This is a genomic window from Cryobacterium sp. TMN-39-2, assembly GCF_004402745.1.
Taxonomy (GTDB): Bacteria; Actinomycetota; Actinomycetes; order Actinomycetales; family Microbacteriaceae; genus Cryobacterium; species Cryobacterium zongtaii.
The window spans coordinates 201,933-216,923 of the sequence record NZ_SOFX01000011.1 but is presented as its reverse complement, the minus strand read 5'-3'; the positions used below and the strand labels follow the sequence as shown (position 1 = coordinate 216,923).

The window sequence follows — 14,991 nt, the reverse complement described above, 5'->3', positions numbered from 1 at the left end:
CAGTCCTACGCTGGGGTCATGGATGCTCCCAGGCCGACAACGCTGCGACCGATACTCACTCTCACGGTCAACCCCGCCCTCGACGTCAGCACCTCGACAGAAAACGTGGTCGGTGAGCACAAGATGCGCTGCGGACTCTCCAGGCTCGACCCGGGTGGCGGCGGCATCAACGTCTCCCGCGTCATCCAGCGTCTCGGTGGCCAAACCCTGGCCATATATGCAGCCGGCGGGCCGACCGGCGACGCCTACCGCAAGCTCATCGAAGCCGAAGGCCTCCCCACCGTGGTGGTGCCTATCGCGGGCAGCACCCGGGAGAGCTTCACGGTTGACGAGACGACCACCGGCAAACAGTTCCGCTTCGTGTTGCAGGGTCCGGAAATCACCGAACCCGAGTGGCGTGCCTGCCTCGCCCGGGTGGCGGAGTCGATCCCGCACGGCGGCTACGTGGTGGCCAGCGGCAGCCTGCCGCCGGGCGCGCCCGACGACTTCTACGCCAGGGTCGCCCGCCTGGCCCGCGCGCACGACGCGCGCTGCATAGTGGATGCGTCCGGGCCGGCCCTGGCCGCAGCCCTCGCGGAAGGGGTCTTCCTGGTCAAACCCAGCGGACGTGAACTGGGCGAGCTGGTGGGCTCGACGCTCGACACCGAAGAGAGCCAGATCGCCGCGGCAAGCACCCTCGTCTCCCGGGGATCCGCCGAGTTCGTGGCCCTCACGCTCGGCGGCAAGGGTGCCGTGCTCGCCTCGGCGGCCGGCGTGATGCGCTTGGCCGTTCCGCAGGTCACGGTGCAGAGCACTGTCGGCGCCGGCGACAGTTTCCTCGGCGCGTTCGTGCTGCGCATCGCACAGGGCCACGACCCTGCCGCGGCCTTCAGAGCGGCGGTCGCGGCCGGCAGCGCCACCGCGATGACACCGGCCACCGAGCTCTGCCACCGGGCCGACGTGGAACGACTGGAAGCCGAACTCGCCCTGGTCCCGGCCTAAGCGCCTCGGGCGGCGAGATTAGTGTTGTTCCCATGAAGCTGACCAGAATCGACCCGCCCGGTCGGAGCTTTTCCCGCTGGCTGACCGACGAAGAGGTGGGCCAGGTGCTGGCCGCGAGCCGCGGCTGGCGACTCGGGAGCGACGGCAGCGTCGTGGCCGGCACTCTGCGCAAGACCGTCATCGCCCCTTCCTTAGTCTCCCTGGGCGCCGCGGCAACCGCCAATCGGTGGATCAGCCGCCCCGCCAGGGCGGGTAGCGATGGCAGCGGGCCGACCCACATGATGTGGGGCGTGTTCGAGGCCCGCACCGACGCCGAAGTGGCCGAACTGGTGGCCGCCGCCCCGCGGTAGGCCGAGTCATTGACCCAGTGATCAATGTAGGGTGGGAGCCATGACCCTCCTCGCCCCGCAGAAGACCCGCACCACGCTTGTCCGCACAGTGTTGCGCCTGGTGCTCGGCGCTTTCCTACTGCTCGCCGGCATCAGCCACCTCACCGTCAACCGCGAGGCGTTCCTCGCCCAGGTACCTACCTGGCTGCCGCTGGAGGGCGACTTCGTGGTCGTGGCCTCGGGCGTCGTCGAGATCATCCTGGGTGCGGCGCTGCTGGCGCTGGGCCGGTTCCGTGTGCAGGTCGGCTGGATCGTGGCCGCGTTTTTCGTCGCGATCTTTCCCGGCAACATCTCCCAGCTCGTCACCCAGACCGACTCATTCGGGCTGAACACCGACCTCGACCGCACCATCCGGCTGCTCTTCCAGCCCGTGCTTGTGCTCTGGGCGCTCTGGTCAACGGGCGCCTGGAAGGCGTGGCGCGAGTATCGCACCGGCCGGCGCGCCGACGGCGGCAACTGACCCATGGGCGGACCCAAACTGCCCGAACAGGAACGCTGCGACGCCATCCTGACCGCCGCCTACCAGATCGCCCTCACCGACGGTCTCGATGCCGTCACCGCCCGACGCGTCGCCACCGCAGCGGGTATCTCCCCTGGCCTGGTGTTCTTCCACTTCCAGTCCAAGGACGGCCTGCTCCAGGCCCTGCTCGCGCTGCTGCTCGACGGCACCCTCGACGCGCTCACCGACCCGAGCCTGGCCGCCCTGGCACCGTGGGACCGCCTCGAACGGATGGTCAGGGTCGAGCTCGAACGCCTGGTCGAGCACCACGCGGGCGTGGAGTTACTCTTCGCGTTCTACTTCTCCCGCCACGCCGACCTGTTTCGCGACCGCATCGAGGCCTCATTCGGGCGCTACCTGGAGGCGTTCCTGCCGGTCTGCCGCGCGGCGGTCGGCGCGGCCGGGTCCCCTGCCGGCGGGGAGGGCGTCTCGGGCGCCGACCTCGCGGCCACAGTCGTGGCGCTCATTCAGGGCGCCTCCATCCAGGCGATCCGCAACTCGGCCTTGATCAATTCCGAAGCGCTGCTCGCGACCATCAGGGCCCTGCGGCCGCGCGCCGCCTGACCGCCGTCACCCCATCACCCGCCGGCACCGCCCGCATCGAGTTGCCAGTTTTAGCCCATTGGCGCGCAACGAGGGGGCGCCAGACGAAGAGTCGGCACGGCCCGACTCGGTGAGTTGCCAGGTGAGGCCCTGTCACCGTCGAGCAATGGGCGCGAAGTGGCAAGTCGTCCTGAGGAGGCCGGCGCCGAGACAGGCAGAGGGGCCCGAGACAGGTCTCCCCCGACTTGCCGCAAAAACCCCTTTCAGCGCCCGTGAAGCGGATTTCTTGCCGAAGTCGGCGAATCTGCCCCCGCCGACTTGCCGCAAATACCTCCTTCTGCACGCGTGAAGGGGACTATTGCCCGAAGTGGCGACGTCGGTGCGGCGAGGCAGCGCAGCCGGACGTTAGGGCAGGTCGCTCAGCCCGGCGGGCAGCGGACCGTCGCTCACGAGGTACAGGCGCTGGGTCGCGCGGGTCATGGCCACGTAGAGCGCTCCGGCTCCGCGTTCGGACGCCGCCACGATGGCGGTGGGGTCGACGACGATCACGGCGTCGAATTCGAGACCCTTGGAGTCGTGCGGGGTGAGCAACGCCACATCCCGCAGCAGACCGAGCGCCCCGCGGCCGACGATGTCGCCGAACTCGGCGTCGAGAGCCTCGGCGAGGGCATCGATGTGCTCCTCCACCACGATCACCGCGACAGTGCCGCCCACGCCCAGGGCGCGCTCCCGCCGCAGGGCGTCCACGGCGTCCGTCACGATAACGACCGGCCAGTCGCTGGCGCGCACCGTGCGTGACGCCGTGATCGGCAGGCCGTGCGCCACCGCCATCTCCTCGGCGGCCTCGGCGATCTGGCTGGGGGTGCGGTAGTTCACCGTCAGCTCCTCCAGGCGCCACCTGTCGGCTTCGAACGAGGCCTCGAGCACGGGTGCGAGGGCCTCCCGCCAGCTGTCCGCCGCGGCGGCCGCGGCGGCCTGGGCGATGTCGCCGACGATGGTGAACGAGCGGCGCGGGCCGCGGCGCATGAGCAGCCGCCACTGCATGGGCGAGAGCTCCTGCGCCTCATCCACGATCACGTGCCCGTAGGTCCAGCTGCGATCCAGCGCCGCCCGTTCGGCCGTGGTGGCGCGGTCGCCGAGTTCGGCGAAGTTGTCGGCGAGGGCCTTCGCATTCACGAGTCCCTTGACGTCCATGTTCTTGATCGCCAGCTCGGCGTTCTCAATGTCGCGCTTGCGCTGTTCCTTGGCCTCACGTTTCTGGGCCGCGTCGACGGCGCTGTACTCGCCGAGGTGCTCGGCCGCCTCATCGAGCAGCGGGATGTCGGCGATGGTGAACTCGGCGTCACGCGGTCGGTGGAGCAGCGCGCGCTGCGCGGCCCGCCAGCGCGGCGTGAGCTCTTCCAGCCACTGCGGCCGGGCGTAGAGGTCCTGCACAAGCTTCTGCGGGGTGAGTGGCAGCCACGCGGTGTTCAGCGCCACCCGTACATCGTCGGCCAGCCGGAGGTCTTCGCGCAGCATCGGAAGGTCGGTGTCGTCCATCGACCGGCCCTGGCGCTGGAGCTGCTCGAGCCACTCGCGGGCCAGCGCGTTCAGGGCGTGCTTGACGAAGACGACGCGGGCTTCGTTGTGCGGCTTGCCGCCGGAGCGGGCGCGGTGGATGGCTGCCTCGATCAGCTGGGGCTTGAGCACCAGGGTGTCGCCGTTCACGAGCAGCTTTTGGGCGGCGGCCGGCACCTTCTGCCTGCTCTTCACGGCCCGAGCGATCAGGTCGGCCATGAACGTCTGGCCCTTGAGCGCGGCGACGGCGGGCGCGTCCTCGTGGCCGGCCTCGACGCCGGGGAACAGCTGGCCTACCGAGGCGAGCACCACCCCGGTCTCACCGAGTGACGGCAGCACCGCCTCGATGTACTGCAGGAACGACGTGGACGGTCCGACGATGAGCACACCGGCGTTCTGCAGCCTGTCGCGGTGCGTGTAGAGCAGGTAGGCGGCGCGGTGCAGGGCCACGGCGGTCTTGCCGGTACCGGGGCCGCCCTGCACGACAAGCACACCGTTCAGCTCCGAGCGGATGATGCGGTCCTGTTCGGCCTGGATCGTCGAGACGATGTCGGACATGTGCCCGGTGCGCTGGGCGGTCAGCGCCGAGAGCAGCGCCCCCTCGCCCTGATGCAGGTTGGCGGTGTCGCCCTCCAGCAGCGCCGCATCCAGAATCTCGTCTTCGATGCGGATGATGCGCCGGCCGCTGGAGAGCAGGTGCCGGCGGGAGCGGGCACCGAGCGGCGTCGCGGCGGTGGCCTGATAAAAGGCGCTGGCCTGCGGTACCCGCCAGTCGAGCAGGATCGGCTGCAGGTTCTCGTCGCGGAGGCCCACCCGGCCGATGTACCTGTAGACGGGTGCGCCGTCCTCTTCCGGGGCGGTCTCCAGCCGGCCGAAGGCCAGGCGGTCGTCCACCTCGCGCAGCTGCACGATGCGGTCCTCGTAGGTGCGGGCAAAGGTGTCGCGCTCGGACCGGGACTGGTGGTTACCACCGACGTCGAGAATCCGCACGGCCTTCAGCTGGGCCTCGGCCTCCCGCTGCAGCGCGTCGAGGCGCGCGTACAGCGTGGCGACATAGTCCTGTTCGCGCGCGAGCTCCGTATCAACCACTCAAACACCCCTCAAATCAAACGACCAGTTTAGCCGCTGACGATGCTGCTGGGTTTCGACCCCCAACCGGGAGCACCGGCAGAGCGAATCCGTCACGCGGCCGAAATGTCCCCGGCATACACGCTCCCTAGGTTTGGGCTACCGGATTCCGCACCCCGTCGCGGACAGAGCCCGAAAAGACCCGAATAGAGGGGTAAACCATGAGTGGAAATGCCATGCGCCTGCAGGCGATCAGGGATGTCGAGGCCTATGTGCCCCCGGCCGTCAGCTTCACCGACGCCGAAACCCCTGGCCAGATCTTCGGTGAGAACGTGTTCAGCAGCGTCGTCATGCAGAAGCGGCTGCCCAAGCTCGTCTACAAGTCGGTCATGGCCACCATCGAGCACGGTGCGATGCTGGATCCCCTGGTCGCCGACGCCGTCGCCTCCGCCATGAAGGACTGGGCGATGGAAAAGGGCGCATCGCACTACGCGCACGTGTTCTACCCGCTCACCGGCCTCACCGCCGAAAAGCACGACAGCTTCCTCGAACCCGTCGGCGACGGCACCGCGCTGGCCGAGTTCGCCGGCAAGACCCTCGTGCAGGGCGAGCCCGACGCGTCCAGTTTCCCCAACGGCGGCCTGCGCAACACCTTCGAGGCCCGCGGCTACACCGGATGGGACGTCACCAGCCCCGCCTACGTTCTGGAGAACCCGAACGGCAACACCCTGTGCATTCCCACGGTTTTCGTCTCGATGACCGGCGAAGCCCTCGACCACAAGACGCCGCTGCTGCGCTCGCAGCAGGCGATGGGCGAACACGCTGAGCGCATCCTGCGCCTGTTCGGCCACGTCAAGCCGGCCAAGGTCGTCGCGTTCTGCGGCCCTGAGCAGGAGTACTTCCTCGTGGACCGGCATTTCTTCCTGGCCCGCCCCGATCTGCTCAACTCCGGCCGCACCCTGTTCGGCGCCAAGCCGCCCAAGGGCCAGGAATTCGACGACCACTACTTCGGTGCCATCCCCGAGCGGGTGCTCGGTTTCATGATGGACACCGAGCGGGAGCTGTTCAAGCTCGGCATCCCCGCCAAGACCCGGCACAACGAAGTCGCGCCCGGCCAGTTCGAGATCGCGCCGATGTTCGAACGCGGCAACATCGCCGCCGACCACCAGCAGCTGCTGATGACCACGTTCAAGACCATCGCCAAGAAACACGGCATGGAGTGCCTCTTCCACGAGAAGCCCTTCCAGGGAGTCAACGGCTCAGGCAAGCACGTCAACTTCTCGCTGGGCAACAACCAGCTCGGCAGCCTGCTCGTCCCCGGCGACAACCCGCACGACAACGCCCAGTTCCTGGTTTTCTGCGCCGCGGTCATCCGTGCCGTGCACAAGTACGCCGGTTTGCTGCGGGTCTCCGTCGCCTCGGCGACCAACGACCACCGTCTGGGCGCCAACGAGGCCCCGCCGGCGATCATCTCGATCTTCCTCGGCGACCAGCTGGCGGATGTCTTCGAGCAGATCGCCAAGGGTCCCGCGACCTCCTCGAAGGACAAGGGCACCATGATCATCGGCGTCGACACGCTGCCCCAGCTGCCGACCGATCCCGGCGACCGTAACCGCACCAGCCCGTTCGCCTTCACCGGCAACCGGTTCGAGTTCCGCGCGCCGGGCTCGATGCAGACCGTGAGCGGCCCGATGGTGACGATCAACACGATCATGGCGGAGTCGCTGGACTACATCGCCACCGACCTTGAGGCGGCCGTCGCGGCCGGCACCGACTTCGACACCGCCGTGCAGGCCCTGCTGACCCAGATCATCACCGAGCACGGCGCCATCGTGTTCAACGGCGACGGCTACGCGGACTCCTGGCCCATCGAGGCCGAAAAGCGGGGGTTGGCGAACCTGCGGACGACGCTGGACGCCCTGCCGGAGCTGATCACCGAGTCCGCCCTGGAGCTGTTCGAGAAGTACCGGGTGTTCAACCACCGGGAGATGCACAGCCGCTATGAGATCGGTCTGGAGCAGTACGCGCTCACCATCGGCGTCGAGGCCCGGCTCACCCTCGAGATCGGCTCGACGCAGATCCTGCCGGCCGCGATGCGGCACCAGACCGAGGTGGCACTCAACATCGGCGCCGTCAGGGCCGCCGGCGGGGATGCCGACATAGCCGCCCTGTTGGAGGTGAGCGCTCCGATCGCCAAGCTGCGCACCGCCCTGGCCGTGCTCAAAGATGCCCTGGCTGCCGAGTCCGGCAGCGCGCTGGCCGAGGCCGAGCACGCCAGGGATGACCTGCTGCCGGCCATGAGCGCCGTGCGCGCGGCGGCCGACGTGCTGGAGGGCATCGTGGCCGATGACCTGTGGCCGCTGCCGACCTACCAGGAGATGCTCTTCATTCTGTAGCTTCCACGAACAGGCCGAACGCAGAAACGCCCCGGCCGGACCCGTCAAGGTCCGGTCGGGGCGTTCTCATCCGCGGTTACGCCGCCAGCGGCATCCGTGCCGGTTCGGACGCCACGTGCAGGGCACCGTCGGCCACGGTCACGGCCACCACTCCCCCGGCGCCGAGCTCTGAAGCCACCAGCAGATCGGCGATTCTGTCGTCGAGCTGACGCTGGATGACCCTGCGGAGCGGCCGCGCGCCGTACTCGGGCTCGTAGCCGTTCTCGGCGATCCAGTCCACGGCCGCGTCGCTCACGGTGAGCGCGTGTCCCTGGGCGTGCAGCCTGGCCTCGGTCTGGTTCAGCAGCAGCCGCACAATCTGGCGGAGCTGGGGCTGATCGAGCTTCCGGAACAGCACGACCTCGTCGATGCGGTTGAGGAACTCGGGCCGCATGGCCTCACGGAGCTTGGCCATCACCCGGTCCCGCAGGGCCTTCTCCGACCCGAAGCCGTTGTGCGCTCCGTCGAGGTCGGCGGTGAAGCCGAGCGCGCCGCTGCGGCTGGCGAGCACCTCGGAGCCGATGTTGGACGTCATGATGATCACGGTGTTGCGGAAGTCCACAGTGCGGCCCTGGCCGTCAGTGAGGCGGCCGTCGTCGAGCACCTGCAGGAGCAGGTTGAAGACGTCGGGGTGCGCCTTCTCGATCTCGTCCAGCAGCACCACCGAGTAGGGGTTCCGCCGCACGTGTTCGGTCAGCTGGCCGGCCTCGTCGTAGCCGACGTACCCCGGAGGAGCACCGACCAGGCGGCTCACGGTGTGACGTTCACCGAACTCGCTCATGTCGAAGCGCAGCATCGCCTTCTCGTCACCGAACAGTGACTCGGCCAACGATTTGGCGAGCTCGGTCTTGCCCACCCCGGTGGGGCCGAGGAACAGGAAGCTGCCGACAGGCCGGGAGGCATCGCCCATTCCGGTGCGGTTGCGCCGTACGGCCTTGGCGATCACGGTCACCGCGTCCTCCTGCCCGATGACCCGCTGGTGCAGGTCGTCCTCGAGCGTGGCAAGGCGTTCGCGGTCGCCCGCGGTGAGGCGGCTGGCCGGGATGCCGGTGGCGCGGGCGATGATCGCGGCGATCTCGGCCTCGTCCACCACGGCGGACGGTGCCGGCTGTGACGCATCCTGGGCGGCCTCGGCCGCGGTGATCTGCTCCGCCAGCTGCTCGGTCTCGTCCCGCAGGCGGGACGCCTCCTCGTAGGCCTCGGCGGCGACCGCGATGGTCTTGGCCGTTTCGAGGCCGGCCTGCTGTTCGCGCAGGCCTTCGATGTCGACCCTCGAGCCGAGCGCTAGACGCGCTCGGGCCCCGGCCTGGTCGATCAGGTCGATGGCCTTGTCGGGCAGGAACCGGTCTGGAACGTACCTGGCGCTCATTTCGACGGCCGCGCGGATCGCGGCATCCGTGTAACGCACCGAGTGGTGCTCGGCGTAGCGGCCCTGCAGGCCGGCGAGGATCTGCACCGCGTCGTCGATACTGGGCTCATTCACCCGCACGGGCTGGAAGCGCCGTTCGAGGGCGGGGTCCTTCTCGACCTTGCGGTATTCGTTGAGGGTGGTGGCGCCCACGACGTGCAGCTCACCGCGCGCCAGGCGCGGCTTGAGGATGTTGCCGGCGTCCATTCCGCCCTCGCCGGCCCCGCCGGCCCCGACCACGGTGTGCAGTTCGTCGATGAAGACGATGATCTGATCGCTGCGCTCGCTGATCTCGTCCATGGTCTTGGTCAGGCGTTCTTCGAAGTCGCCGCGGTAGCGGGTGCCGGCGAGCATGGCGGGCAGGTCGAGCGCGATGACGCGCTTGCTGCGCAGCTGTTCGGGCACCAGGCCGTCGACGATGGCCTGGGCCAGGCCCTCGACCACGGCGGTCTTGCCCACCCCGGCTTCGCCGATCAGCACCGGGTTGTTCTTGGTGCGGCGGGAGAGGATCTCGACGGTCTGTTCGATCTCGTCGCTACGGCCGATCACCGGGTCGAGCTTGCCGGAGCGGGCACGCTCGGTGAGGTCGATGCCGTATGTGTCGAGCATCGGGGTGTCTGAGGCGCTGTCGGCGGCCGAGCTGCCGGCCTGGGCCTCGTCGTCCTCGGCCTGCTGGGCGCCGGCCTGCAGTGACTCGGCCGTGACGCCGGACTCTGCCAGCACCCGGGCGGCGGGTGAGTCCTGGTTCACCACGAAGGCGAAGAACAGGTGCTCCGGGTCGATGTAGGTGGAGCCGAAGGCGCGGGCCACCTGGTGAGCATCCAGCAGGGCGCGCTGTGCCGAGGGCGTCAGACCGGGCGCGGACTGGGACTCACGGTCGCCGGACTCCGGCAGGCGTTGGTCGGCGGCGGCCGCGATGGCGGCGGGGTCACCACCGGCACGGCGGATGGCCGAGGCGGCGGGTTCCTGTTCGACCATCACCCGCAGCAGGTGCAGGGCGTCAACGTGGGCGTGACCGTGGGCGACGGCGAACTGGGCCGCCTGCACGAGGATCTCGTGGGTGCGGCGGCTGAGGAGCCGGGTGATCTCGATGGGGCGGCCGGACTGCGCGGCGCGCTGGCCCTGCAGGTAGCGGGCCAGGAACTCGTCGAACGAACCGTTGTCGGAACCGGTCGGGCCGAAGTATGTAGGCAAGGAAACCTCCTGGGAATCTGAACGAGGAGGAAACCCAAAACTTGAGTGACCTCGACTCAAGTCAACGTTTGGGCGCGCGTTTCATTCCCGCGGCATCCTGAGATTTCCCTGAATCCGCGCTCGCACTGCGTCCGGCGGACGCCGAAGTCACTGCCACCGGGCGCACGACACACAGGCCGGGTCACCGGGTCTTAGGAGGTGAGGTCGGCGCACTCGGGTGCAGCTCGGAAGGCCTGGCCGAGGGTGCTGGAGGTGTCCTGGGTTGCCGTGGTGATGGTCTGAGCGGCGGCACCCACGTCGGAGAGCACTGTACCGGTGTCACCGACGAGCGTCGCCAGCGCATCGACCAGGGTGGCCCCGCTGGTGCCCTCCACCGCGCTGGCGCTCGCCCGCAAGGTCGTGAACGACTGATCGACGGTGTCGATCGACTCCTGCACGGCCAGGAGCTCCGGGTCGTCCCCGAGATTCTCCGGTGGCGACTTCACAGTGTCGACCAGGGCGCTCACCGAGGCCGACACGGTATCCATCTGGTTGGACACCGCGGTACCCACCGAATCGCCCCCGGTGACCGCCGCCGTCGCCAGCCCCTGAACGTCGGTCTGCACGGTCGATACGTCGCTGCAGACCGTGCCCGCCCAGGTGATCTGTGCATCTGTCGGAGGTGACGCCGTCTGACCGGGTGACGGGGTGGCCGTTGCGGCCGATGGCGACGAACTGCTCGGTGTCGGATCGGTGCCGTCAGCGGGCGCGCATCCGGCAAGGAGCACCAGCAGGGCCATGAAAACGATGGGCTTTCTCACTGGGGGTGCTCCTCACTGGATCTGCCGCACGACGCGGCTGCGGTGGACTCTGGGCGTTACTGGGTGTCGCCCTCGGAGTCAAGTTGGATCGCGAGGTCGAAGGCCTCGACGATCTTGCGAGCCGATGACAGCAACCGTGGCGTGCCCACGATCGGGGCAACGGCGATGAGAACGTCCTCGATGTCGTCGGCGGTCAGCCCGACCTCCGCTGCCGGTCCGACGTGCATGAGGTACGAACCGACCGGTGCATCCACGGCCACCAGGGCCGCGATCCGGGCGATCATCAGCGTGCGCGGATCGAGGTCGGTGCGGGACAGCGAGACAGCGTTGATCTCGGCCGCCGCATCCAGTACCGGGGTTGTTCCTGTGGCCATGGGTATCGCTCCATTTCCAGGGTTGGACCCTGTTGGTGTTCGCGTTTTCCGGATTCTTCGGTGTTCGACGGGCGCACCACGACGGCACGCCGGCCTCACGCCGCAGACGGTAGCAACCAATCCGCGTCCCGCCGATGGCGCCGTTCCGGAATCGTCCGAAACGGATGAGGCGTGCCCGACCCCGCGCTGGCCTGGCGGGATCAGTCCCGCTCGAGCTCCCGGGCCAGGGACTCCAGTTCGGCCCCGCCGGCCATCAGCCGGGTCAGCTCGTCGATGGTGATGCCTTTCCGGTCGAACTCGCCCAGGCTGGCCCCGCGGTTGAGCACCAGGAACCTGTCCCCCACCGGGTACGCGTGGTGCGGGTTGTGGGTGACGAACACCACGCCGAGGCCGTGGTCCCTGGCCTGCGCCACGTAGCGCAGCACCACCCCGGCCTGCTTGACGCCCAACGCCGAGGTGGGCTCGTCGAGGATGACGACCCTGGCACCGAAGTAAATGGCCCTGGCGATGGCGACGGATTGCCGTTCTCCGCCGGACAGGGTGCCGATGGGCTGGTCCACGTCACGCAGGTCGATGCCCATCCGGCCCAGCTGCGCGAGCGTGATCGCGCGCATCTCGGCAACCTTGAGGCGGGAGAACGGGCCGATCCCGGCGCTGAGTTCGGCGCCGAGGAAGAAGTTGCGCCACACCGGCATCAGCGGCACGATCGCCAAGTCCTGGTAGACCGTGGCGATACCGGCGTCGAGAGCGAGGCGCGGCCCGGTGAAGCGCACCGCGGCCCCGTCGAGCAGGAGTTCGCCGGAGGAGTGCGGGTACACACCGGCGAGGACCTTGAGCAGGGTCGACTTGCCCGCGCCGTTGTCGCCCAGCACGCAAAGCACCTCACCGGCGCCGACCGAGGTGGAGATGTCGCTGAGCGCGATGACCGACCCGTAGACCTTGCCGATGCCGCGCACCTCGAGGATGGGCGTTGGCCGGGTTGCTCCTGCGGCGCTCATGCGCGTACCCCGGCTTGGCGACGCACCGAGAGGTTCACCAGCACGGCGAGCAGCAGCATCCCGCCCAGGAAGGCCTTGAGCCAGTTGTTGTCCCACTGGGCGAACACGATGCCCTGCAGGATCATGCCGTAGATCAGCGCGCCGAGGGCGGCGCCGATCGCGGACCCGTAACCGCCGGTGAGCAGGCACCCGCCGACGACGGCGCAGATGATGTAAATGAACTCCTGGCCGATGCCCGTGGTGGCTTGCACCGTGGCCACGTCGAAGAGCGAGAGCATGCCTACCAGCCAGCCGGCCGCCGCCGTGCCCATGAACAGGCCGATGCGGGTGCGCTTGACCGGCACGCCGGTCTGAACGGCGCTCTGCAACTGCCCGCCGATGGCGAAGATCCAGTTGCCGTACCGGGTGCGCAGCAGCAGCCAACTGGCCACGGCGGTGATGCCGAGCCACCAGAAGACCGACACCTTGAGGTTGACCCCGAAGACCGGGATCGTCGAGCCGAAGATCGCCTTGCCGGCGTCGAAGCCGGGCACCAGGGTCATGCCCTGGATGGCGACCTGGCCGGTGACGAGCTTGGTGCCGGCGAGGTTGAGCCCTTGCAGGATGAAGAAGGTGCCCAGCGTGACGATGAAGCTGGGGATGGCGGTCTTGACGACCAGGAACCCGTTGAAGGCGCCGACGGCGAGGGCGATCAGTAGGGCGAGCAGCATCGCGAACCACAGGTTCATGCCCCATTGGGTGGTGAACGCGCCGACGAGCAGCCCGGTGGTGCCGGTCATGGCTCCGGCCGAGAGGTCGAACTCGCCGCCGATCATGAGCATCGCCACGGCGACGGCCATGATGCCGAACAGCGACGCGGAGTAGAGCCAGGTGGCCACGCCCGCCGTCGACAGGAAGGATGTCGTCGCAACGGAGAAGTACCCGAAGATCGCCAGGGCGGCGACGAGGGCGCCGATCTCCGGCCGACGCAGCAGCCGCACCATCGGATGCGTGCGCGTCAGGCGCTCGTCCGGCGACGCATCCGGCGCGGCGCCCGGTGCGGTCAGCATCGTCATCGGGTGCCGTTGCCGGCGAACGTCGCCACCTGCTCGGCGTTCTCCTTCGTCACGAAGCCCGGCCCGGAGTAAACCGGCTGGCTGCCGCCGACGACGTTGCCGTTGGTGTAGAACAGCTCGAAGAAGTCCACCGGCAGGTAGCCCTGCAGGTAGGGCTGCTGGTCGACGGCGAAGAGGATGCTGCCGTCCGTGATGAGGCTGGTGACGTCGGCGGAGACATCGAAGGTACCGATCTGGGCGTCGCTGCCGGCCTCGGCCACGGCCTGCGCGGCGGCCACACCCACCGCGGAGTTGAGGGTGAGCACGCCGTCGATGCCGGGGTCGGCCAGCAGGGCGCTCGTGATGGTGCTCTGGGCCTCGGCGACGTTGGCGATGTCGACCTGCACGTTGGTCAGGCTGCCGGCGAGGGTGTCCGCGGCCCCTCGGCAGCGGTCCTCGAGCCCGGCGTTTCCGGCCTCGTGGATGACGCAGATGACTTTTTTCGCCGACGCCTCGGCGAGCTGGCGGCCGGCGCCCTGACCGGCCAGGTACTCGCCCTGGCCGATGTGGGTCATGGCGCCGAGCGCGGCGGACTCCTCGGCTCCGGAGTTGATGGTGATCACGGGAATGTCGGCGGCCACGGCAGCCGTGACGGCACCGCGCAGGCCCTCGGGGTTGGCCATGGACACGATGATGCCGTCGACCTTGGCGGCGATCGCCGTCTCGATCAGCTGGCTCTGCTTCTGCACATCGGGGTCACCCTGGTAGGTGACGGTGGCGCCGTAGCGGTTTCCGGCGGCCTCGGCGCCGGTCTTCACGACGTCCCAGAACGCGTCGCCGGGAACCGAGTGCACCACGAGAGCGTACGTGCGGCCGGAGTCGTCGGCCGGGGCTGCGCCGGCTCCCGAGCCGGCTCCGGCGACGGGCTGGCCGGTGCAGGCGGTGAGGGCGAGCAGGGCGAAGCCGGCGCTCGCGCCCAGGAGGGTCCGGCGGGCAGAGATTCTCGACACGAGTGGCATCGTCCTTCGGGTTCGGGCGCGTAAACAGCTTGGCCTTTTCAGGCGCAGTCCACTTTAGGCGTCCGAACCGCGAACACCGCAGTCGGGCTGCAGCCCGACGGCCTCAGGCCGGGCGGGCGGACTGCTCCACCCGGTCCCGGTAGCCGGCCCACCAGCCGGCGTCTCCCGACGGCAGGTTCTCGTTTCCGGCCCGCAGCCCGGCAGCCCCGTCGATCAGTTCGCGCACGATATCGGCGTGGCCGGCATGCCGGTGGGTTTCGGCGATCAGGTGCAGCAGGATGCGGTGGAGCGTGACCACATTGCGGTCGGCGGGCCACCAGGCCACCCGGCCGGTGGCATCCAGCGGCACCTCGGTGATCGTGGTCTCCGAGTGCGCCCAGACCCGCCGGTACAGGTCGACGATCGCGTCACGGGACTCATCCGGGGTCGCCCACATGTCGGCGTTGTCCTCGGCGTCGTCGCCCATCCACGACAGCTCTTCCGGGAAGGTGCGGCCGAAGGTCTCACCGAGGTACCCGGCCTCGACCCCGGCCATGTGCTTGACCAGGCCCAGCAGGTTGGTGCCGGTGGGCACCAGGGGCCGGCGAATGTCGTACTCGCCGAGACCCTCGAGCTTCCAGACCAGGGCTTCCCGGGCCTCCTGCAGGTAGCGGCGGAGATCTGCGGTCATGTCGGCGTCGGTCATGCCGACC

13 protein-coding genes are annotated in these 14,991 nt (G+C 69.0%); 5 read left to right on the top strand and 8 right to left on the bottom strand.

The annotated features are described in order from the left end of the window. Positions 1 to 18: 18 nt before the first annotated feature. Genes E3O57_RS03095 through E3O57_RS03080 form a run of 4 tightly spaced genes read left to right on the top strand, consistent with a single transcriptional unit; the run spans position 19 to position 2,433 of the window. Positions 19 to 981, top strand: coding sequence for a 1-phosphofructokinase family hexose kinase (locus E3O57_RS03095; RefSeq protein WP_174776302.1), 963 nt, complete (start codon positions 19 to 21; stop codon positions 979 to 981). Between the two features lie 32 nt (positions 982 to 1,013). Beyond that, the gene (locus tag E3O57_RS03090; protein WP_103479071.1) at positions 1,014 to 1,331 is read left to right on the top strand and encodes a hypothetical protein; all 318 of its coding nucleotides are present in this window, start codon (positions 1,014 to 1,016) and stop codon (positions 1,329 to 1,331) included. Positions 1,332 to 1,371: 40 nt separating this feature from the next. Continuing rightward, on the top strand, positions 1,372 to 1,830 hold the full coding sequence (locus tag E3O57_RS03085; protein WP_103479070.1) for a hypothetical protein: 459 nt from the start codon (positions 1,372 to 1,374) through the stop codon (positions 1,828 to 1,830). A gap of 3 nt (positions 1,831 to 1,833) precedes the next feature. After that, positions 1,834 to 2,433 carry a TetR/AcrR family transcriptional regulator gene (locus tag E3O57_RS03080; protein ID WP_103479069.1) on the top strand — a complete coding sequence of 200 codons (600 nt, stop codon included), beginning with the start codon at positions 1,834 to 1,836 and terminating at the stop codon, positions 2,431 to 2,433. A gap of 384 nt (positions 2,434 to 2,817) precedes the next feature. Here the strand turns inward: E3O57_RS03080 and E3O57_RS03075 are convergent, their stop codons facing one another. Next, positions 2,818 to 5,058, bottom strand: coding sequence for a UvrD-helicase domain-containing protein (locus E3O57_RS03075; RefSeq protein ID WP_103461011.1), 2,241 nt, complete (start codon positions 5,056 to 5,058; stop codon positions 2,818 to 2,820). A gap of 200 nt (positions 5,059 to 5,258) precedes the next feature. On the opposite strand from E3O57_RS03075, the gene E3O57_RS03070 reads away from it, so the two are divergent. Next, a complete protein-coding gene (locus tag E3O57_RS03070) occupies positions 5,259 to 7,433 on the top strand; it encodes a glutamine synthetase III (protein ID WP_103461012.1) in 2,175 nt (724 codons plus the stop codon). A 76-nt stretch (positions 7,434 to 7,509) separates the two neighbouring features. Here E3O57_RS03070 and E3O57_RS03065 read toward each other — a convergent pair whose 3' ends face one another. The 7 genes from E3O57_RS03065 to E3O57_RS03035 form a co-directional block, all read right to left on the bottom strand. Beyond that, a complete protein-coding gene (locus tag E3O57_RS03065) occupies positions 7,510 to 10,074 on the bottom strand; it encodes an ATP-dependent Clp protease ATP-binding subunit (protein ID WP_103479068.1) in 2,565 nt (854 codons plus the stop codon). A gap of 191 nt (positions 10,075 to 10,265) precedes the next feature. Further along, positions 10,266 to 10,874, bottom strand: coding sequence for a hypothetical protein (locus E3O57_RS03060; RefSeq protein WP_088455891.1), 609 nt, complete (start codon positions 10,872 to 10,874; stop codon positions 10,266 to 10,268). A 56-nt stretch (positions 10,875 to 10,930) separates the two neighbouring features. Continuing rightward, on the bottom strand, positions 10,931 to 11,248 hold the full coding sequence (locus tag E3O57_RS03055; protein ID WP_103461015.1) for a carboxymuconolactone decarboxylase family protein: 318 nt from the start codon (positions 11,246 to 11,248) through the stop codon (positions 10,931 to 10,933). 200 nt (positions 11,249 to 11,448) lie between these two features. Continuing rightward, a complete protein-coding gene (locus E3O57_RS03050) occupies positions 11,449 to 12,246 on the bottom strand; it encodes an ATP-binding cassette domain-containing protein (RefSeq protein ID WP_103461016.1) in 798 nt (265 codons plus the stop codon). Continuing rightward, positions 12,243 to 13,301 carry an ABC transporter permease gene (locus E3O57_RS03045; RefSeq protein ID WP_240632432.1) on the bottom strand — a complete coding sequence of 353 codons (1,059 nt, stop codon included), beginning with the start codon at positions 13,299 to 13,301 and terminating at the stop codon, positions 12,243 to 12,245. The genes E3O57_RS03050 and E3O57_RS03045 overlap by 4 nt, the downstream gene beginning before the upstream one ends. Further along, positions 13,298 to 14,299, bottom strand: a complete 1,002-nt coding sequence (locus E3O57_RS03040) for a sugar ABC transporter substrate-binding protein (protein ID WP_103461017.1) — start codon at positions 14,297 to 14,299, stop codon at positions 13,298 to 13,300. The genes E3O57_RS03045 and E3O57_RS03040 overlap by 4 nt, the downstream gene beginning before the upstream one ends. A 103-nt stretch (positions 14,300 to 14,402) precedes the next feature. Further along, a complete protein-coding gene (locus tag E3O57_RS03035; RefSeq protein ID WP_103461018.1) occupies positions 14,403 to 14,984 on the bottom strand; it encodes a DinB family protein in 582 nt (193 codons plus the stop codon). Positions 14,985 to 14,991 lie beyond the last annotated feature (7 nt).